Source organism: Psychrobacillus soli (genome assembly GCF_006861775.1).
Lineage (GTDB): Bacteria > Bacillota > Bacilli > Bacillales_A > Planococcaceae > Psychrobacillus > Psychrobacillus soli.
This window is the reverse complement of record NZ_VDGG01000042.1, coordinates 12,255-32,872: the sequence shown is the minus strand read 5'-3', so window position 1 is coordinate 32,872 and position 20,618 is coordinate 12,255. Positions and strand designations below refer to the sequence as shown.

Below are 20,618 nucleotides of genomic sequence, written 5' to 3'. Positions count from 1 at the left end.
GTTCTTCTTTAGTTAGTAATCTTTTTGTCATGTTTATCCGCCCTTCTATGTTTTCTCATTATAAACAAAAATACCCCATAGGATAGACTTTTTTAAAAGTGTCTATTCTATAGGGTACATTTTACTCCGGTTTAGCTTTCTTTATTTACTTTTACTCTTCTGACAAATAAAGATAATACTAATGCAACTACTGTAACAAGTGTCGCGATAAAGAATGTGTAATTGATACCTTCTAACATCGCTTTCATACCCAAGTCTACTTGGAACTGAGCAAGTCCTTCTTGAGTGGTAGGCATATTTCCTGCTGTGGCCGCCGCACTAGCAAGTCTTTCTGCAGAAGATTCCATTCTCGCATTCATTATTGTTAAGAATATCGCAGATCCTATTGCACCAGAAACTTGTTGTAATGTATTGTTCATCGCAGTACCATGTGGATTCATATTCATCGGCAATTGGTTTAACCCATTGGTCATAATAGGCATCATGACCATCGACATACCAAACATACGAAGCGTATAAATTCCCATAATATAATAATAATCAGTATCCTGCGTAAATTCGCTCATATAATGAGTCGCAGCCGCCGTAATCGTTAGCCCAATAATCGCTAATATTCTAGCACCGTATTTATCGAAAATTTTCCCTGTAATTGGTGACATAATCGCCATTGCAAGTGCTCCAGGTAGCATTAATAGACCTGAATGGAACGGGGAAATCCCACGTATTGTTTGTACATAAAGTGGCGTTAAAATCATCCCAGAAAACATCGCAGCAGATACAACGATCGAAATAATGGAAGACAAAGTGAACATTGGATATTTGTAAATTCTAACGTCCAACATCGGTTCTTCCAGTCTTAACTGTCTCCATACAAAAAGAACGAGTGCTACAAATCCGATGATGATTGTTCCGTATACGATTAGAGCATCCCAACCTTTATCCCCTGCAGTACTAAACCCATAAAGCAATGCTCCAAAACCTATACTTGATAAGATAAGTGAAAATACGTCTAACTTTACTTTACTATTAGGTGTAATATTACGAAGTTTAAAAATAGCAAATAATAATACAATTACTGCAAACGGCAAAATAATTTCAAATAACGCTCGCCATTCGGCATGTTCTAATATAAACCCTGATAAAGATGGACCAATAGCTGGCGCTAAAATCATTACTAGCCCGAACATTCCCATTGCTGCACCTCGTCGCTCAATTGGAAATGCAGTTAACATAACGTTCATTAGTAATGGCATCATCATCGCAGAACCTACCGCTTGAATCATTCGTGCTGCGATTAATACTCCAAAAGCAGGAGCCATAGCAGCTAATAATGTACCAGCTGTAAAAAACACCATCGCCGTAATAAATAATTTTCTATTTGAAAATCTTTGCACAAAAAAAGCACTTGCGGGTATTAATATTCCGTTTATTAACATATATCCTGTTGTTAGCCATTGAACAACAGTAGGCTTCACATCAAACTCATGCATAATCGTTGGTAAAGCTACATTTAAAAGTGTATTATTCAAAAACGCAATGAATGCTCCTACAAAGAGGATTGCAATCATTGCATATGGTGGCTTTTGTTGCATTTCTTTCATTACTTTCATTCCTCCTATATTTCTAAGCTTCTCTATTTCTTTCTTGTTTATGATACTTGAACATTTTATACTCATAGTACAAAAAAATCAAATAAAAAAATTTATCCAACTAAAATAGTTTGATAAACATTGATTTAACGGTTATTATATGAATTATACTACTAGTCTAAAGGTGATTGATATATGAACACTAAAAAACGAAATATATTAGAAGCAGCGCAAAAACTTTTTATAGAAAAAGGTTTTAGGTCCACTACAGTAAACGATATAATAGAAGAAGCAAATGTTTCCAAAGGTACATTTTATAATTATTTTTCATCTAAAAACGAATGTATTATCGCCATTCTCGAAAATGCAAGAAACGAAACGTTGATCAAAAGAAAAGAAGTCCATTCACAACAGAATAGATCCGATGTAAATATATTAACGAAACAACTGTCTATTCGATTAACTGTTTATGAGGAACATAATCTATTTCCTCTTTTTGCATCGATTATTAACTCACAAGACGTGGGGCTTCGTGACCTTATCAAAAAAAATTATATTGAAGAAATTAACTGGCTCTCGAATCGACTGGTAGATGTTTTCGGTGAACAAACGAAAAATGTGGCTACAGAATGTGCTGTACTTGCACTTGGAATGATCCAACAACTACAGCATCCATGGATTAATCCATCTACGAATATTTCCTTTGATCAATTAATTCAATTTATCCTCAGACGGATTAAAACGATTATTTATGAAATGGCAGACACAAACGATACCTTACTTATTAACTCGTTTTTCAAACTAAAAACAGAAGAGCCATCTATAACAAAGGAGCATGTAATCGAACAGTTAGAAACCTTTTATTTGGAAGAGAAAGATTCATTATTACCAAATACAATACAAGCGATTGAATTTGTACTGGAAGAATTGGCGACAGAAACGCCAAGAATCTTTTTGCTCGAAAATATTGTTCCTGCCCTTACAGAAGGATTCACTGGAACTCAACTTGAACAAAAATCTACCGTTATTATTTATAAACTATGGACGCTTTTAGATGGATGGAAAGTAGGTCAAGAATAATGGACAAAGTGATTTTGCAATATCAAGAGGATGAAAATGTGATGATCCAGTTGTTTGCTAGATGGTGTGCTAATCATCAATTAGATGCATTAACGTTGTATGCACAAGCCTACCCTCAGCAAGAAAAGAATTTATTGCTTGAAAAAGCAGTAGAAGAAATGGATGAAGATACATTAACGATAGATACAGAAACACTTTTGAATGTGCTTCAACTTTTCGGTAATGAAGATCTTGCATTCGTTGTTTCCGTAGAAGCTGACAAACATGAAAAGTGCTGACTCCATAATTATTAATAAAGTTACACCTGTTGATTAACCAATTTCCACCGAAATGAAAGAATAACTACCTTTCTATTCATTGTAGCAGTGCCCGAAGATGCAATTTCGGGCACTCTATCGCTTTCTATCATGCGTTCCTGACTTATTTTTTGTAGGTATTACTGGCTAAATGGTGATGTTATATAGAAAAGGGACACTTCCTTCCAAACAAAAAGAGGAAATATTCTAGAGAAGGACTGAGCAGCCAAAATTGCATCTTTGGCTGCTTTTCTCTTGATAGGAAAGTGGCTATTCTTTCATTCCCAAAAGCTTTCGCACTTTTATTACCTGTGCTAACGGAGTGCGACGGACGAACGACTACCACACGATTACCGAAAAAAAATGCGTAGGGATGCAACAAAGTCGCATTCCTACGCATCAAGAAATCTCGGTAATGGTGTAGAACTCGTTCCGTTCAAAGCACTTCAAAAAGACCTATATATAGAGCGCCTTGTGTGTTATCACAATCTTAATAATCAATTTACTGGATAATTTAAGTTAATGAAAACGTGTGTAACAATACATCAGTTATTTACACATGTTGTATATGGCTAGATGCTTTTTCTAGAAAAATTTGCTGACTATTAATGCTTTTTCCATCGATTGCTTTATAGTGATAAATTCCATGTAAATCTTGCACTCTTGCTTTAGCGGTATCTTGAAGTTCAATATCTAAAATTTCCATCACTCGCTTTTTAATAGCTGGTGCTAGAACAGGAAACAAAATTTCTACTCGTTTTACCATATTCCGGGTCATCATATCCGCAGAAGATAAATATAATCTACTCGCTCCATTTCTGTGAAACCAATAAATTCTTGAGTGTTCTAGAAATCTTCCTACTATACTCGTAACCGTTATGTTTTCACTTACACCTGCAATCCCCGGACGCAAACAACATATCCCTCGAACAATTAAATCGATTTTCACTCCTGCAGCTGAGGCTTCATACAATTTAACGATTAAATCCTTATCCGTCAGTGAATTCATTTTAAGTTTAATATGGCCATTTGAAAAAGCTTGATGATATTCTATTTCTTCGTCTATCAAGTATAAGAATTTATCCCGAATATCGTACGGAGAGACAAACAACTTGTCATATTCCGGTTTATTTGTATAACCACTTAAATAATTGAAAAATTGTGTCGCATCCGAGCCTATTCTTTTATTCGTCGTAATGATTCCCATATCTGTATACATCCGAGCAGTTTTATCATTATAATTTCCCGTACCGAGATGGACAAATTGTTCAATACGATTGTTCCGGCTTCTAACAACTAACGTAATTTTAGAATGTGTTTTTAAATTATGCATTCCGTAAATCACAAGACATCCAGCTTTTTCTAGCTCTCGCGCCCAATGAACATTGTTTTCCTCGTCGAATCGTGCTTTCAGTTCAACAAGTACGGTCACTTGTTTTCCATTTTCCGCTGCTCTTTTTAAAGCTAAAATAATCGGAGAGTTACCACTCACTCTATACAATGTTTGTTTAATCGCTAACACTTTTGGATCATCTGCTGCTTTGTCAATGAAATCAATAATAGGCTGAAATGATTCATATGGATGATGAAAAAACAAATCTTGCTTTAATGCTTTTGCAAAAATATCTTCGTCGTTTGCTAAATCTTTCGGTGGTTGTGGTATATATGGTTCGTAAAATAGCTCATTATAATTCCCTTCAAAAAATTGAATAAAGGAAAATAAAAAAGTAATATCAAGTGGTCCTTGTACTTTATAAACATCGTCTCGATGAATTTCTAACTGTTCCAATAGGTAGCTCAATACTTTTTGCTGAATTTCGCTCGTTTTCACTTCAAGCCGACTAACTGCTCCCCATTTTCTTTTCTTTAACTCCTTTTCTATTTCAATAAGTAAATCACGTGCCCCTTCTTCGTGGATCGTTAAATCGGCATTTCGTGTAATTCTAAAAGGATTGGCATGCTTTACATTGTATCCATGAAAAAGTTTAGAAATATTGGCAATAATGACATCTTCTAATAATACTGCCGCAAATGATCCATCTTTCGTCGATACTTGGATAAATCTTCTTAACACAGATGGAACTTGTACAATCGCAATTTTGTTTTGTTCGTTGTCTTGGTCACAACAGTTTCTTTCTTCTACCATTACCAGTATATTCATTGTTTTGCTCAATAATATTGGAAATGGTCGATAGGCATCTACTGCAACTGGAGTGAGTATTGGGAATATTTCTTCATCAAAAATAATTTGTAATTCTTTCACTTGTACTTTCGATAACTGGGAATATTTCAATAAGGAAATACCGTGTTGTGGAAGATGATTTTCGACTAAATCTTTATATATAGCCATTTGCCTATCAACTAGTTTTTTGGTGATCGCTGATATTTGTGCTAACTGTTCTTTAGGTGTTAGCCCCGCTTTATTTTCTGGTTTATTGAAACCAGCCCTTACTTGATCTTGAAGACCCGCAACCCGTACCATGAAAAATTCATCTAAATTGGAGCTAAAAATAGCTAAAAACTTAAGACGTTCCAATAAAGGATTTGTCTCATCTTCTGCTTCTTGTAAAACTCGTTCATTAAAAGCTAACCAACTTATTTCTCGATTATTATAATTTGCGTAATCATTAAATGGATGATCATCTACTATTTTCACGTTCATAATATGGCATCCTCCATTTCCATTAAAAAATTAATTCCAGTTGATTATTCACGATTTTCTCGATATGTTTTTTTAATTTTTCGGCCTGATATTTTTCTAACAAACAATTTCCAGAAACAGAAAAAGTAAGTACTATTTTTTCTGTGGATTTTGTTAACATAACATCTTTAATGTTAGAACGACCTAATACATCGATGCCTTTTGTAAAGCGTATTAATGCGCCTATATCTCGGAGTTTTTTATACTCGTTTCCATGTATTAGCTTTTCATATGCCGAAACATACTGTTTAAACGTATCCCTATTTTTATAAGAAGCTAAAAGCGCAATCTTTAACCGTTCTTCATGTGAAAGCCCGTCTATGTTAAAGTTGGTTAATAAATAGAAAGTATGCTGACTTGCTGCATCTTGATCGATATGTTCGCCTATATAAAACAATATGTAAGCAAAGCGCAATAATTGCTTATTTTCTAGTGGTTCTATATAATTCCATTCTACAAATTGGTCATAAATTGATGTAAAAATAGCGTATAAATGCAATGTATCTTCTTCTATAACATTAAATTTACCTAAAACATGCCGTACCGCATTTTGCCCAACTTCATTCAAATTAAATTCTAAAGGAAACTTCTCGACTAATTGCGATAGAATGATACCTTCCCTCAATCCCCGCTTACTATATATAAAGGAGGGGGCATTTACCTTCTCCATAAATAGTCTAAAAGTTTCAAGAGCTGGAACGATAATATCGGCTCGATCACTTGATAATCCGTCTATTTTTTTTAGTTCAACTAATGAGCATTGTGCAAACTGGGAACTAATTTCTTGTAAATCAGTTGAAAGCAACTCATATTGATGGATACCATTCAACGAGTAATTCTTCCGTTGCTGATCTACTTGTGCAATATTTCGCGCACTTCCACCAATTGCAATGATTGGAACTTGGACATTATGTAACCAAGTAAGCGATAGTAATTGTTCGTTTACATATTCTCGTAACTGAATAATTTCTTCTTGCGTCATTTCAGCATTTTTCATAAATTTTCTTGTTAATGAAACTGCACCAAATGGAAAACTATGCATATGTATGAGCTCTTTGTTTACAAATAACGTTATTTCCGTGCTTCCCCCACCCATGTCGATCGTAACTGCTGTTTCTATTTTCGTAGAGTGAATGACAGCTAAATAGCCAAAATATGCTTCTTCGTCGGTAGATAAAATATTTAGCGATAAACCTAACTTGCTTTTTATGTATGCTAAAATCTCTTCCTTATTTTTAGCTTGACGAATAGCTGCAGTTGCCGCCGCAAACACATGCTTTACTTGAATATCTTCTAATATTTCTTTAAATTTCTTCAACGTTTCAAAAAGTAATTGGATACCATCGTCATTCAAATTTCCGGTAGAATCGATATACATACTAAGTCGTGCTACTGTTTTAAAGTTATGATGTTCTACTAATCCTTGTAATGAGTTGTAACTGTATACTACTAGACGAATAGAGTTTGATCCTATATCAATAATTGCTTTTCGATTTGTCATTGTGTTCATTAGCTCCTACTCCTCTATTTAATTATTTTATACGCATCTGTCCAATATTTTTGTAAATGTTTTGTAAATTTAACTTGAATCAGTAAGGAGTTTGGATTTCCTACTGATTCAAGGTAAGCCTCGAGCGGATGTCACAATTTTTGAAAGGGGTACTAGAGTAATGTTCACTTAAAATATGGACGCAATGATGCCGAGACGTAATTTTTATAAACTGAAAATTAGGAATTTAGTTATTTTATTATACAGGATGATCTTTGTTAAATTAACGTAATGTTTAACAAATTTTTTCCTCGACTGTTTTGAATCATGTACAATAAGGAAAATGAGGATAGGGGGATTATTAGACAAATGAAAAAGTTCACCAAAAAGGAGAACAGTTGGTCGCTTTACGACTGGGGATCATCGGCCTACTCAATCACTATTACTACCGCAGTATTTCCAATATTTTATAAATCTTCAGCAACCGCAGCCGGAGTCGATGCTGCTGATTCTACCGCTTATTTAGGATATACAATTGCTATTTTCACTTTTATTTTAGCTATGCTTGGCCCTATTTTAGGGACGATTGCTGATTATCGTGGAATGAAAAAGAAATTTTTTACGTTTTTCTTTGTACTCGGAGTGACGTTCACTGCGATGCTTGCATTTGTACCATTTGATAATTGGTTACTTTTACTCATTTGCTATACATTAGCTGCACTTGGCGCAACTGGTGCAAATGTGTTTTATGATGCGTTTATCGTCGATGTGACGACGAATGAACGTATGCATAAAGTATCTTCCAGGGGCTATAGTCTTGGTTATATTGGTAGTACTATACCCTTTTTAGTAAGTATTATCATCATTGTGTTATCTCAACAAGAAATAATTGCGTTGTCGACTACAAATGCTAGTCGAATTGCATTTTTCATTACAGCTGTTTGGTGGCTTGTATTCTCTATTCCACTGTTTAAAAATGTACAACAGATTCATTTTATTGAACGGGAAGGAAAACCTATTGTGCAAAGTTTTAAGCGCTTAGGCAAAACATTTAAAGAAATCCGTCAATATAAAGCATTGTTCTTATTTTTACTAGCATACTTTTTTTATATTGATGGAGTTGGTACGGTTATTAATATGTCCACCGCCTACGGGACAGATTTAGGACTTAGCGCTACTAGTTTATTAATCATTCTTTTTGCCACCCAAGTTGTAGCTGCACCTTTTGCGCTTTTATACGGGAAATTGGCAGGAAAATTTTCGGAAAAGAAAATGCTGTATGTAGGAATTATTGTGTATATTATTGTGTGTACGTATGCATTTTTCTTAGAAACAGTAGTGGATTTTTGGATTTTAGCCATGTTAGTTGCCACTTCACAAGGTGGAATCCAGGCACTTAGTAGATCTTACTTTGGAAAACTTATACCGAAAGAAAATTCCAATGAGTTTTTTGGGTTTTATAATATTTTTGGTAAGTTTGCTGCCATTATGGGACCTTTACTAGTCGCTTTAACTGCTCAAATAACTGGAAAATCCAATTATGGTGTATTTAGTTTAGTTATCTTATTTATTATTGGATTCATCATCTTGTCGAGAGTTCCAGAACCAAAGACTAGTCCTGCCGTTGATGAAGTTGGTATAAATTAATAGTAGAGTGCAAGTGGACTTAATTACAAAACCTGTTTTATATCATTTTCGGTGGTCTTTGGATAGACTTTTATTGCTATATCATTACCGTTTGATTTTCAACAGAGGCTGGTCACTACCGTCACGACCAGCCTCTCTTTTCTCGGTAATCTTATTGCGTTTGTCTCTTCGTCGCCCTCCTGCAACAATACAAATAAGGTTAAGAACTTTTTGGGCAATGAGTGAAAAGACGCTTTCCAACTCATAAAGGAAGCACCTGAAGATACAATTTCAGGTGCCCAAGTAGCCCCTCTATACGATAGATACTTACTATTTTTGGTTATATACTCTTCTACCAGTAGAAGAAAATTAGCAGTAATCCTTTTCCGAAAGATTCTTGATAGATAACAGGTCCCCCCTCTACCTTACCTTGCGTAAAATCACGATCCACTGCATTTTCCTATCGTTTCTAGTACCTGTGACTTTATGCACCAATACTTACTTATTTTTTAAGATTACGGAAGCACCTATGTCGAGAAGTAAATACATCAATTTTATGGTTTCCTAAGAAGCAAAAAGAGAGGGTGTAGATTATTTCTACGACCTTCTCTTTTTACTTTAATAATGCTTTTTTACAATAAACGAAGTGGTGATTCCAACAGAAATTACTGTTACACAGGAATAAACAAAAGAGACAGCTTCGACTAATATGCTACCAAATGATACGATTACAATATCAATGGATAGAATACAAAGCCCTGGGTTAAAATGTAGCCGTTTTGCAAGCATTTGCGCAAGTAAATCAGTTCCTCCAAGCGTTATTTTGGAGCGAAGCATGATACCTACCCCGCATCCAATCAGTATGCCTCCACAAATAGCTCCAACCATACTAGACGTAACAAATTTCCCCCCAACAATATGTAAAGGATAAAAGAAATCAATGACGACGGAAGAAATCAACAGTCCATGTATCCCGTTGTAAAAAAAAGGACGGTAATAGATCCAAGCTAAGAGAAAAATCGGTACACTTATACATAAAATTGCAATCCCTACCTTTATATCTAATAAGTAGTGGATGATTAATCCTAATCCAATCCCTCCACCATCTAATAAATGAAAAGGAACTAGAAAAAAATTAATTCCCAATGCAATTAATAAACTTCCGACTAAAATGATTAACGTTTTATTTATAAAATACATTTCCCCCACCTTCCACTACTTCATATATATGTTTTGCCACACAAAAAAACACAGGAAATTGTAATCCTGTGTTTGATAAGTATTTATTTTATGTTTAGTTAATTAATTGGTTACCGCAAATGTTACTGGCATTACGACCGCTACTACTTCCCCTTTAGCACATAGCGTATCTCCAGCAAAAACTTCTGTTGTCACTTTCCATTTCTTCGGATGAATTTCTTCTATCGTTCCAACCGCTTTAAGCATTACTTTTTGCGGAGTTGGTTTTAAGAAATCCACATGTAAAGATCCAGTAACAAACCTCGGCGGTGCTTCTTCACTTCCTGGTTCAAAACCATTTTTACGGTGTAACGCTAGTGAAGCCGAGCCTGTCCCATGACAATCGATAAGTGCAGCGATTAATCCCCCATAAACAAAGCCAGGAATCGCGATATGCTTTTCGTTTGGATCGTAAATAGTTTCTGTATTATTACCGTTCCAAACTGTTCGGAAATGATACCCTTCTTCATTTAATCTCCCACAACCGTAACACCACGCAAAATCGTCTGGATAATCATCCTGTATTGCACGAACGTCATTTGTCATTTCATTTCTCCCCCTTTTCAACTACAACTCTATTATACTTGAATTTATTTGAAAAATGCAAAAAAAGAAAAGCTATCTCATAGATCTTTTAAATTGCTAGGAGTAATGGGTTCATAAAATGGAAAGTTTTATTCTTTCTATAAAATAACAGTAGAGAAACTCAGATTTTTCGAGTTTCTCTACTGTCAAGTGAATTATTTATAAAGTTCTTCTCTTCTATCCGAAAACACCGGAATGCGCCCTCGCACATCATCTATTTCTTCCAGATTAATATCGACGATTTGCACACATTCCTCGTCTCCACCATTCCATAAAACCTCTCCCCAAGGAGATATTACCAGAGAATTACCGCCAAATTCATTATGCGGATCACTTCCTACACGATTCACTGCTATGATAAAGCTTTGGTTTTCAATTGCTCTTGCTTGCAAAAGAATTTTCCAATGATCGATCCGTTTAGTCGGCCATTGCGCTGGAATAAACATGACTTTTGCACCATTTAACGAATGTGCTCTCGTCCATTCCGGAAAACGCAAATCATAGCAAATAATTCCACCCATTTTGACGCCATCAAGTGTAAATAGATTTTTCTCATTACCTGCTTCAAAGTAAAGATGTTCATCCATCAATTTAATCAAATGCGCTTTGTCATATTCAGCTATGACTTCACCTAAAGTATTCGTAACATACATAGTGTTGTAAAATTTGTCCCCTTTTTTTATCGAAACAGAGCCTCCAACAATATGTACATTTAATTCTTTGGAGAGTTGGGATAATAGTTTTTTTGCTTCTTCTCCGTTCACATCTGCAATTTCTTCTAATCGAGTTAAATCATATCCCGAATTCCACATTTCTGGTAATACGACTACATCTGCTCCACTTGAAGCTGCCTCTCGAATCTGTTTCTCTACATTTTTAAAATTTTCTTTTGGCTCACCAAAAACAATATCTGATTGAACACAAGCAACTTTCATCTCGACACCACCTATAGACATAATACTAAAAAGATTATAAGATTTGACTAATATATGCAACTATTAAGAAAAAGAGGTAACGTACATGGACTTTTCAAATCGATTAAAAAATCTACCAACACAGTTTTTTGCTTCTCTTGTTCAAAAAGTAACAACTGCTGTTGCGGAAGGAAGAGATGTTATCAATCTGGGGCAAGGAAATCCAGATCAACCGACTCCAGAACATATTGTGAAAGCACTACAAGAGGCGGCTGCTAATCCCGGGTCACATAGATATTCCCCTTTTAGAGGTACAAATGATCTCAAACAAGCAGCTGCTGACTTTTATAAACGTGAATATAATGTGGACATAGATCCTCACACGGAAGTAGCAGTTATGTTCGGAACAAAAATAGGATTAGTAGAATTACCACTTGCGATGATGAATGAACAAGAATTGATGTTACTTCCGGATCCAGGTTATCCTGATTACTTGTCCGGAGCGGGTCTTGCAAATGTTCGATTTGATACAATGCCTCTGCTTGAAGAAAATGAATACTTACCAGATTACAGGAAGTTAACGAATGAACAAAAACAAGCAGCAAAATTAATGTATTTAAATTATCCAAATAACCCAACTGGCGCTACTGCTACGAAAGAGTTTTTTGAAGAGACAGTGCTACTAGCTAAAGAATCTGATATTGCCATTGTGCATGATTTTGCTTATGGAGCGGTAGGATTCGACGGTGTAAAACCAATAAGCTTCCTTCAAGTGGATGGTGCTAAAGAAGTTGGTGTAGAGATGTACACGCTCTCGAAAACGTATAATATGGCAGGCTGGCGTGTGGGATTTGCAGTAGGAAATGCTAAAATGATTGAAGCGATTAATATTATACAAGATCATTTATTTGTGAGTCTCTTCCCTGCTGTTCAATCAGCAGCCGCAGCGGCGCTTAATGAAAGTCAACAATGCGTAGATGAATTAGTTTCCTTGTATGAACGTCGAAGAAATGCATTAGTCAATGCTTGTGCCAAAATTGATTGGGATGTAAAAGCACCAAAAGGATCTTTTTTCGCGTGGTTGCCTGTTGCCAACGGATACACAAGTGAAGAGTTTGCAGATTTACTATTAGATAAAGCGGATGTAGCCGTTGCTGCTGGTAATGGATTTGGGGCAGTTGGAGAAGGCTATATTCGCGTAGGTTTACTTGTAGATGAACATCGTTTGGAAGAAGCGATTGATCGAATTGCCAAATTAGAGCTATTTTAATAAAGAGGCTGTCTCAGACTTTATTCTTTTGAGACAGACTCTTCCTTTACTTTATTTTTCTATTTTTTTCGGTTCGTTTGAATTGATTTCTATCGGAAAAAATTGATTGGCACCAGTTTCTGGATCAAATTTTCGATGAAATTCCATTCCAGTAACTTCTGCTAATACAAGATCCACCGTAATAACCGGGTTTTCCCCTTTTATAAAATGACCTCCAAAAATATTCCCTTTTTGGTCACACATTGTACCGTGAAAATGAGTTTCGTATGCTCCTTCTCTCTTACAAACAACCCCAGTACCTTGTAAAAATTCGATTGGCCCCTCTTTTACGACCAGGTCATTATATCCAACACCAATAATAGATGTTTCATTTGGCACTAAATACACGAAGCCACTGCGCTGAAAACTACCAAAACAGCTAATAATCGTTGCATATTGTATATCGTTTTCTGCACATAATTGCTCGATACCTTCTAGTAAATCCGTTCCGAATACTAATCTAGCACCTACCGTTTTTCCGAACTTTCCTGTTGCATAATTAACTTTTACTGTTGCCATTATTTTCATCATCCTTGTATAATTATTTATTGATACTTACTTTAAACTATAGCGACTGAATATTTCAATTAGAAAAATTTTGTTGACTTTAGCAAAGTGATGTAGTAAATTATCATTTATGGAACGACTGAAAAATTTAATAGACTATATCTCTTATCAAGAGTAGCTGAGGGACTGGCCCGATGAAGCTCGGCAACCATCTACATAATAATCTATGTAGAAAGGTGCTAAATCCTGCAAAACATTTTGTTTTGGAAGATAAGAGAGGACAACTTTTATTTATGCGCCTCTCTTTCTTTTTGGAAAGAGAGGCTTTTATTTTTATTCAACGTTACTCATAATTATTAGGAGGAATAAGAAATGAAAAAATTCGGATTACTTTTATCAAGCGTATTATTAACTGGAGCACTTGCTGCATGTGGAGATGACTCTAGTAGTGGGGATAAAACGTTAGACGAGAAAAAATTAGTTATTGGTGTAACTGCAGGACCGCATGAACAAATTGTAGAAGTGGCAAAAGAAGTAGCCGCTAAAGACGGACTAGAAGTGGAACTTAAAGTATTTTCTGATTACATCCTTCCAAACACAGCATTATCAGAAGGTGATTTAGATGCAAACAGTTACCAACACGAACCGTTTTTAAATACGTTTAACGAAGATCATGGTACAGATTTAGTGCCAGTAGGAAAAACAATATTAAACCCAATGGGCGTGTATTCGGATAAATACAAATCGATGGATGACCTTCCAGATGGCGCAACTTTTGGTTTACCAAATGATCCTACAAATGGCGCACGTGCATTATATATTTTAGAAGAAAATGGATTCATCAAAATTAAAGAAGACAAAAGAGAAACTGCTTCTATATACGACATTGAAGAAAACCCAAAAAACTTAAAATTCATTGAACTAGAAGCTGCTCAAATTCCAAAACAGTTAAGTGAAGTAGACGCTGCTGCGATTAATACAAACTTTGCACTAGCAGCTGGTATTAGTCCAAAAGCAGATTCTATTTTACTAGAATCATCTAACTCACCATATGTAAACTATGTTGTAGTACGTGCCGAAAACAAAGATGACCCAACGATTCAAAAATTTGTTAAAGCTTATCAATCAGAAGAAGTAAAACAATTCATTGAAGAAGAGTTTCAAGGTTCTGTATTACCTAGCTGGGATGAGTAAAGATTTTGAAAACGTTACCGACATCGGTAACGTTTTCTTTAGAAAGGAAGACATATAATGATTGTATTAGAAAATATTTCGAAAGAATTCCATAGTAAAAGTGGAATAGTAAAAGCAGTAAGTGATGTAAATGTACACGTAAAAAAAGGAGAAATTCACGGTGTTATCGGTTATAGCGGCGCTGGAAAAAGTACGCTTATTCGCTGCGTTAATTTACTCGAAAGACCAACAGAAGGAAAAGTATATATAAATGGAGTAGAAACCACTTCCCTCCCCCTTCCCAAATTACGTAAAGCTCGAAATAAAATAGGGATGATCTTCCAAGGATTCAACCTTTTAAAAACAGCGACAGTGTACGACAATATTGCGATTCCCCTAAAGCTTCTCGGATATGACAAAGAAGAAGTAAAGATTAGAGTCGAAAAGTATTTAGAGATTGTTGGATTAACAGATAAACACAAAAACTATCCAAACCAATTATCCGGTGGCCAGAAACAACGCGTCGCTATTGCAAGAGCACTTGCTCAAGAACCAGAAATTTTATTAAGTGATGAAGCAACAAGCGCACTTGACCCTGAAACAACCGATTCTATTTTAGACCTTCTATTAAAAATTAATAAGGAGTTAGGAATTACTATTTTACTCATTACGCATGAGATGAATGTCATTCAAAAAATTTGTGATCATGTATATGTAATGGAAAACGGTCATGTCGTAGAACAAAATAATGCCATTCAGTTATTTACAAAACCTACACATCCTACTACGAAAAAGTTTTTAAATACAATTAGTCAGCGCAATCTATCCTCTGCATTAATTTCACAATTACATGTGACGGGTAGCGTTACTCGATTAACATTCGTTGGAGAAAGTGCCGGTCAGCCATTACTTGCAGAAATAAGTCAAAAATTTAATGTGCAACCAAATATTTTAGCGGCAAATATTATTGAATTAAAAAATGGTATTGTTGGCAATATCGTCATTCATTTAACAGGAGAAAAAGATCAAGTAAATGCTGCGTTAAGATTTTTAGAGGAACATGGCGTGGGCATTGAGAACTTGGAGGGACAATCATGAATAGATTAGAGACTTTTACAGATCAATGGCTACCGATTATCGGCAAATCAGTCATTGAAACGTTTCAAATGGTTGGAATTTCTTTGTTTTTCTCCGTGCTTATTGGAATACCGCTCGGAATATTAATCGTATTAACGAGACCGGGTCAGGCTTTACAAAATAAGATTTTATATCAACTTAGCAACTTAGTAATTAATATACTTCGTTCTATTCCATTTATCATTTTGCTATTTTTCATTCTCCCTTTTACAAAATACATCGTTGGAACAACTATCGGTGTAAAAGGAGTAATCGTCCCTCTTGTTATTTATACGGCACCGTATATTGCGCGTCTGATGGAGTCCGCATTACTTGAAGTTGAAAATGGCGTTGTCGAAGCTTACACCGCAATGGGTATTAAAACAAGATCAATTATTTGGCATGTGCTCCTTCGTGAAGCTCGCCCTTCCATTATTTTAGGATTAACGATTTCAACCGTTAGCTTAATAGGAGCAACTGCGATGGCTGGTATGGTAGGTGCTGGTGGTCTTGGGGATTTAGCTTATCGTTTCGGACATTTGCGTTATGAAGTGGATGTTATGTATGCTACTGTCTTCATTTTAATTGTCCTTGTTCAAAGTATCCAGTCTATTGGAAATAGACTGGCTGCAAGACTGAAAAAAGATTAGGTGGAGGTTTTCAAATGTCGAATAATTTATATGTAGAAAAAAATGGTGCTATCGCTACACTTATTTTTAATCGTGCAGAAAAGAAAAATTCTTTTTCTCTTGCTATGTTTAAACAATTAGGCGAATTACTAGAAGACTTGGAATCGGATCAGCAAATTAAAGTACTGATTTTGAAAGGAGTAGATGAAACAGCATTTTCATCCGGCGCTGATATTTCGGAGTTTCTAGAAAATCGTTTTTCTGCTCAAAAGGCAAAAGATTATAATGATGCTACACTTGAGTCTATCGAAAAATTGTATCGTTTTCCAAAGCCTACAATCGCCCTTATTAAAACACTAGCAATTGGTGGGGGCTTAGAATTAGCAAACTCTTGTGATTTCCGTTTTGCTACAACCGGAAGTAAACTCGGCATTACTGCTGCTAATATCGGGATTATTTACAATTTAACGAGCACTAAACGGTTAGTTAACTTAATCGGACCATCGAAAGCGAAAGAATTATTATATACGGCTAAATTGATTCGTGCGGAAGAAGGAAAAGAAATTGGCTTAATCGATTACGTTTATTCAATGGAAGAAATTGAAGTAAAATGTTTAGAATTTGCCGGTCACATTATTCGCAAATCTTCCGTTGCAAACAATGGGATTAAACAAGTAATCCAATCGATTATCGATGGAGAAAATGCAGAAACGAAAGAAATCGAACAACTCATTTTAGATTCATTTAGTTCGGATGATTATAAAGAAGGAATTGCAGCATTTTTAGAAAAAAGAAAACCTAACTTTTCGTAAGGAGTGGAAAAAATGACAAATATAAAAAATAATGATTTATTATTAGATACTATTAGTTCAACTGAAAATTTTCCGATTAACTTCAACGAATTAGAACAAGCTGCAAAACAAAAATTAGCAGCCGGTCCTTTTGGTTACATCCGGTCATCTGCTGGTGGAGAAGAAACGTATCGTAAAAATACAGAATCATTTGCTAAATACTCTATCGTTCCAAGATTTTTGACAGATGTATCTGTTTTAAATACGGAAGTGACGATTTTTGGTCGTACATACCCCCACCCTCTTTTCATCGCTCCAGTTGGGGTAAACAAAATTGCACATGTGGACGGCGAAATTGCTGTCGCAAAAGCAGCGGCAAAATATGAGTTTCCATATATACAAAGTACAGTTTCCAGCTATGCTATAGAGGAAATTGCTGCGGTGACAGAAGGAAGCTCGAAATGGTATCAATTATATTGGTCACAAAATAAAGAAATCTCATTTAGCATGGTAAAAAGAGCAGAGGAAGCTGGTTATGAAGCAATTGTGCTAACAGTTGACACAGTAATGCTCGGCTGGCGTGAAGAGGATATTCGTAACCAATTCTCTCCCCTTAAAAGAGGATTTGCAAAAGGAAACTATGCATCCGATCCTGTGTTTATGGCTTCACTTCCAGACTATGATGAAGACACGATTATTAATAGTATAATTGAAAACATTTATCACCCTTCCTTAAATTGGGACAATATTGCTGAACTAAAAGAAAGAACGTCACTTCCGATTCTAATAAAAGGAATTCTTCATCCAGATGATGCGAAATTGGCATTTGAAAAAGGAATTGATGGGATTATTGTATCCAATCATGGTGGCCGTCAATTAGATGGTGTTATTGCGAGTATCGATGCACTTCCTACAATCGTCGATGCAGTAGCCGGTAGAATTCCAGTATTGTTTGATAGTGGTATTCGTCGTGGCTCAGATGCTGTTAAAGCTTTAGCACTAGGTGCAACTGCCGTATGTATAGGTCGCCCATTTTTATGGGGGTTAGCTTCTGGTGGACAAGCTGGAGTGGAAAGAGTATTAGAAAATTTCCTTCAAGAGACAAAGGTTTCCATTTCTTTAAGTGGAGTGCGTAACTTAAATGAACTTCACAAGTTAAAAATTGTGAAAAGCTAATAGATTATTAAAGGTGGTAACTCGAAATGGAACAAGCATTAAAAGGGTTGAAAGTAGTCGATTTATCTCAAGTGTTAGCTGGACCATACTGCACGATGGTACTTGGAGATATGGGAGCTGATGTTGTCAAAGTAGAAAAGTTCCCATCTGGTGATGATACTAGATTAATGGGACCTTATATAAATGAAGAAAGCTATATGTATATGATGGTGAATCGCAATAAACGCGGGGTTTGCCTAAATTTAAAAACAGATGAAGGTGTACAGGTATTATATAAATTAATAAAAGACGCGGATGTATTTATCGAAAACTATCGTCCAGGTGTTACGAAAAAACTTGGTATTGATTATGATACGTTAAAATCGATTAATCCTAGTATTATTTATTGTTCGATCTCTGGTTATGGTCAATCAGGTCCTTACACAAATAAGGGTGGATTTGATATTATGGCACAAGGTCTTTCCGGTCTAATCGATATGACAGGAGAACGAGAAGGAAAACCTGTAAAAGTAGGTATTGCCATTCATGATATTGCGGCTGCACAAACAGCTATTCAATCTATTTTAGCAGCTTATATTCACCGTTTGAAAACTGGTACTGGACAATATATCGATGTCTCACTAGTCGATTCTGGTCTTGCTTGGACAGTTTGGGAAGCAGCAGCATATTTCGGAAAAGGTGAAGTACCGCGTAGAAACGGAACTGCTCATCGTGTTTCTGCTCCTTATCAAGGTTATAAAACAAAAGATGGTTTCATCCTTATTGGCGCAGCGAACCAAAAACTTTGGGAAAATTTTTGTTTATCTGTTGTACATAAACCTGAATGGATTGAAGATGAGCGATTTTTAACGAATAGTATTCGCGCACACCATGTGGATGAATTAGAAATAGAGATGGAAAATGTGTTGAAAGAACAGGATTCCGCATACTGGCTTGACCTACTAGACAAAAATGGTATCCCTTCTGGACCAATTTATTCGTATGATCAAACACTTGCAGACGAACATATTCTTTCAAGAGAAATGATTTTAGAATACGAACACCCAGTAGCCGGTGCGATGAAAACACTTGGCTTCCCTGCTAAATTTTCAGAAACACCAGGACAAATTAAAAGCCCTGCCCCTCTTCTTGGACAGCATAATAAAGAGGTACTAGTGGAACTTGGCTATTCTGCTGATGAGATAGATACTTTTTTAGCAAATAGTGTACTAAAAAATTGACCGATTGCACATGCAATCGGTCTTTTTTACATATTTTCCATAAGCCTTTTAGCAATTGCTTTATACTCTTCCGGTCCAATTCCAGGAGCGAACTCTTCTGGAAGAGAATCTAAATCTGGTATATCATACCCTTGTGGACTACCTTCTTTTACAATTAGCTGTGCGCCACTTGCTGGGTTCGTTCCTTTCCAAATTTGCTTTATATCTGCATAGTCTCCTACGTTATTCCACGTAAATAATACATTTCCATAACCAAGGTCCTCGTATTTTTTCGCTTGATCAAAAGCTCTGTTGTCTAAATTTGGAATTGGAAGCATTTTAGTTACATCTACTCCAGTAGCTATCTCCATTGCTTTTGCATATGCCAAAATATGGGTGCCTCCGCGAACGAGCAAGTAACCAATCATTTCTCTTGCAGTAGGATGGTCCGTCATTTCATATACGCGCATTTTATGCGTTCTTGCACCACATTCTAAGAAAAAGTTATGAAGTAAATCAAGTACTAGATTGCCGCTTGAAAAAACATAGTCCCCTCTCCATGGGCTCCCCATGGAATCGCCTGCTAGAGAGGTTTGCGCATTCGCTATAAAGTGATAAGTGTTTCTTTTATCCTTTGCACTTTGAAGTGGTGTAACATCTGGATCGCCATTAAATGTCGTACCTTTTTGTAATAAGTTTATCGTATTAGAAACAAGCTCCACGTGTCCAAATTCCTCAGCTGTTATACTCGCTACTAGATCGTAAAAAGGCTTGAGTTTCGTCTTTTCTCTGAAGTTAAATGATTGATACATATAATTATTCAAAGTAGACATTTCGCCAAACTTTCCACCTAGTAATTCTTGTACAGCTGCGGCGGCATTTGCATCACCATACTCTAAGTTTGGGAGTTCAATTAATAATTTGTTCACCCGATTGAACAATGCATCATACTCCTTTTCCTATCTTGATAGTGTGACCCATACAATTTCTTGATTTCTTATATAAAAAGGACTGCCACTAACTTCAACGACAATATGATCTGGTGCGACCATTGTTAAATTTCCTTGGATAGTATTATTAGTCGACGTTTGTACAGCAACTCGTTTTCCGCTTAACGTTTGAAGTAGATGATATAAATACGGCTCAAAACTACTTACAAATTCAACAGATGATTGTGGATTTGTGTTCACTTGCATCCC

Annotated in this window: 19 protein-coding genes and 1 riboswitch; of the genes, 10 read left to right on the top strand and 9 right to left on the bottom strand. The window is 35.8% G+C overall.

The window, feature by feature from the left end:
* Positions 1-131 precede the first annotated feature (131 nt).
* Positions 132-1,601, bottom strand: a complete 1,470-nt coding sequence (locus FG383_RS16345) for a DHA2 family efflux MFS transporter permease subunit (protein ID WP_425467654.1) — start codon at positions 1,599-1,601, stop codon at positions 132-134.
* Between the two features lie 183 nt (positions 1,602-1,784).
* Here FG383_RS16345 and FG383_RS16340 point away from each other — a divergent pair, with 183 nt between their 5' ends.
* Entirely contained in the window at positions 1,785-2,669 is an 885-nt protein-coding gene (locus FG383_RS16340; protein WP_142608464.1) for a TetR/AcrR family transcriptional regulator, read from the top strand.
* The gene (locus FG383_RS16335) at positions 2,669-2,947 is read left to right on the top strand and encodes a hypothetical protein (RefSeq protein ID WP_246097038.1); all 279 of its coding nucleotides are present in this window, start codon (positions 2,669-2,671) and stop codon (positions 2,945-2,947) included. Before FG383_RS16340 ends, FG383_RS16335 begins: the two co-directional genes overlap by 1 nt.
* A gap of 571 nt (positions 2,948-3,518) precedes the next feature.
* Here FG383_RS16335 and FG383_RS16330 read toward each other — a convergent pair.
* Positions 3,519-5,627, bottom strand: a complete 2,109-nt coding sequence (locus tag FG383_RS16330; RefSeq protein ID WP_142608462.1) for an RNA degradosome polyphosphate kinase — start codon at positions 5,625-5,627, stop codon at positions 3,519-3,521.
* A gap of 22 nt (positions 5,628-5,649) precedes the next feature.
* Positions 5,650-7,176: a Ppx/GppA family phosphatase gene (locus FG383_RS16325; protein WP_142608461.1), complete on the bottom strand. Its 1,527-nt coding sequence runs from the start codon at positions 7,174-7,176 to the stop codon at positions 5,650-5,652.
* 348 nt (positions 7,177-7,524) lie between these two features.
* On the opposite strand from FG383_RS16325, the gene FG383_RS16320 reads away from it, so the two are divergent.
* Entirely contained in the window at positions 7,525-8,802 is a 1,278-nt protein-coding gene (locus FG383_RS16320; protein ID WP_142608460.1) for an MFS transporter, read from the top strand.
* A gap of 597 nt (positions 8,803-9,399) precedes the next feature.
* Here FG383_RS16320 and FG383_RS16315 read toward each other — a convergent pair.
* From FG383_RS16315 to FG383_RS16305, 3 genes are all read right to left on the bottom strand, one after another.
* Entirely contained in the window at positions 9,400-9,981 is a 582-nt protein-coding gene (locus FG383_RS16315) for a YitT family protein (protein ID WP_142608459.1), read from the bottom strand.
* A gap of 102 nt (positions 9,982-10,083) precedes the next feature.
* Complete coding sequence (locus FG383_RS16310; RefSeq protein WP_142608458.1) at positions 10,084-10,566, bottom strand: PaaI family thioesterase; 483 nt, start codon at positions 10,564-10,566, stop codon at positions 10,084-10,086.
* 194 nt (positions 10,567-10,760) lie between these two features.
* On the bottom strand, positions 10,761-11,540 hold the full coding sequence (locus tag FG383_RS16305; RefSeq protein WP_142608457.1) for a carbon-nitrogen family hydrolase: 780 nt from the start codon (positions 11,538-11,540) through the stop codon (positions 10,761-10,763).
* A gap of 85 nt (positions 11,541-11,625) precedes the next feature.
* On the opposite strand from FG383_RS16305, the gene FG383_RS16300 reads away from it, so the two are divergent.
* Positions 11,626-12,789: a pyridoxal phosphate-dependent aminotransferase gene (locus FG383_RS16300; RefSeq protein WP_142608456.1), complete on the top strand. Its 1,164-nt coding sequence runs from the start codon at positions 11,626-11,628 to the stop codon at positions 12,787-12,789.
* Positions 12,790-12,840: 51 nt separating this feature from the next.
* On the opposite strand, the gene FG383_RS16295 is transcribed toward FG383_RS16300, so the two are convergent.
* Positions 12,841-13,347, bottom strand: coding sequence for a PPC domain-containing DNA-binding protein (locus FG383_RS16295; RefSeq protein ID WP_142608455.1), 507 nt, complete (start codon positions 13,345-13,347; stop codon positions 12,841-12,843).
* 150 nt (positions 13,348-13,497) lie between these two features.
* Positions 13,498-13,612, top strand: a riboswitch (SAM riboswitch).
* A 95-nt stretch (positions 13,613-13,707) separates the two neighbouring features.
* On the opposite strand from FG383_RS16295, the gene FG383_RS16290 reads away from it, so the two are divergent.
* From FG383_RS16290 to FG383_RS16265, 6 genes are read left to right on the top strand one after another with little or no spacing between them, the layout of a single operon-like run.
* Positions 13,708-14,529: a MetQ/NlpA family ABC transporter substrate-binding protein gene (locus tag FG383_RS16290; RefSeq protein ID WP_142608454.1), complete on the top strand. Its 822-nt coding sequence runs from the start codon at positions 13,708-13,710 to the stop codon at positions 14,527-14,529.
* A 57-nt stretch (positions 14,530-14,586) separates the two neighbouring features.
* Positions 14,587-15,606 (top strand): methionine ABC transporter ATP-binding protein, encoded by a 1,020-nt coding sequence (locus FG383_RS16285; protein WP_142608453.1) that lies wholly within the window; start codon positions 14,587-14,589, stop codon positions 15,604-15,606.
* Entirely contained in the window at positions 15,603-16,274 is a 672-nt protein-coding gene (locus tag FG383_RS16280; protein WP_142608452.1) for a methionine ABC transporter permease, read from the top strand. The genes FG383_RS16285 and FG383_RS16280 overlap by 4 nt, the downstream gene beginning before the upstream one ends.
* A gap of 14 nt (positions 16,275-16,288) precedes the next feature.
* Complete coding sequence (locus tag FG383_RS16275) at positions 16,289-17,065, top strand: enoyl-CoA hydratase/isomerase family protein (protein WP_142608451.1); 777 nt, start codon at positions 16,289-16,291, stop codon at positions 17,063-17,065.
* A gap of 12 nt (positions 17,066-17,077) precedes the next feature.
* Entirely contained in the window at positions 17,078-18,220 is a 1,143-nt protein-coding gene (locus FG383_RS16270) for an alpha-hydroxy-acid oxidizing protein (protein ID WP_142608450.1), read from the top strand.
* 26 nt (positions 18,221-18,246) lie between these two features.
* The gene (locus FG383_RS16265) at positions 18,247-19,440 is read left to right on the top strand and encodes a CaiB/BaiF CoA transferase family protein (protein ID WP_142608449.1); all 1,194 of its coding nucleotides are present in this window, start codon (positions 18,247-18,249) and stop codon (positions 19,438-19,440) included.
* 26 nt (positions 19,441-19,466) lie between these two features.
* Here FG383_RS16265 and FG383_RS16260 read toward each other — a convergent pair whose 3' ends face one another.
* Complete coding sequence (locus FG383_RS16260; protein WP_142608448.1) at positions 19,467-20,360, bottom strand: manganese catalase family protein; 894 nt, start codon at positions 20,358-20,360, stop codon at positions 19,467-19,469.
* 18 nt (positions 20,361-20,378) lie between these two features.
* Positions 20,379-20,609 carry a YuzF family protein gene (locus FG383_RS16255; RefSeq protein WP_246097037.1) on the bottom strand — a complete coding sequence of 77 codons (231 nt, stop codon included), beginning with the start codon at positions 20,607-20,609 and terminating at the stop codon, positions 20,379-20,381.
* Positions 20,610-20,618: the final 9 nt, after the last annotated feature.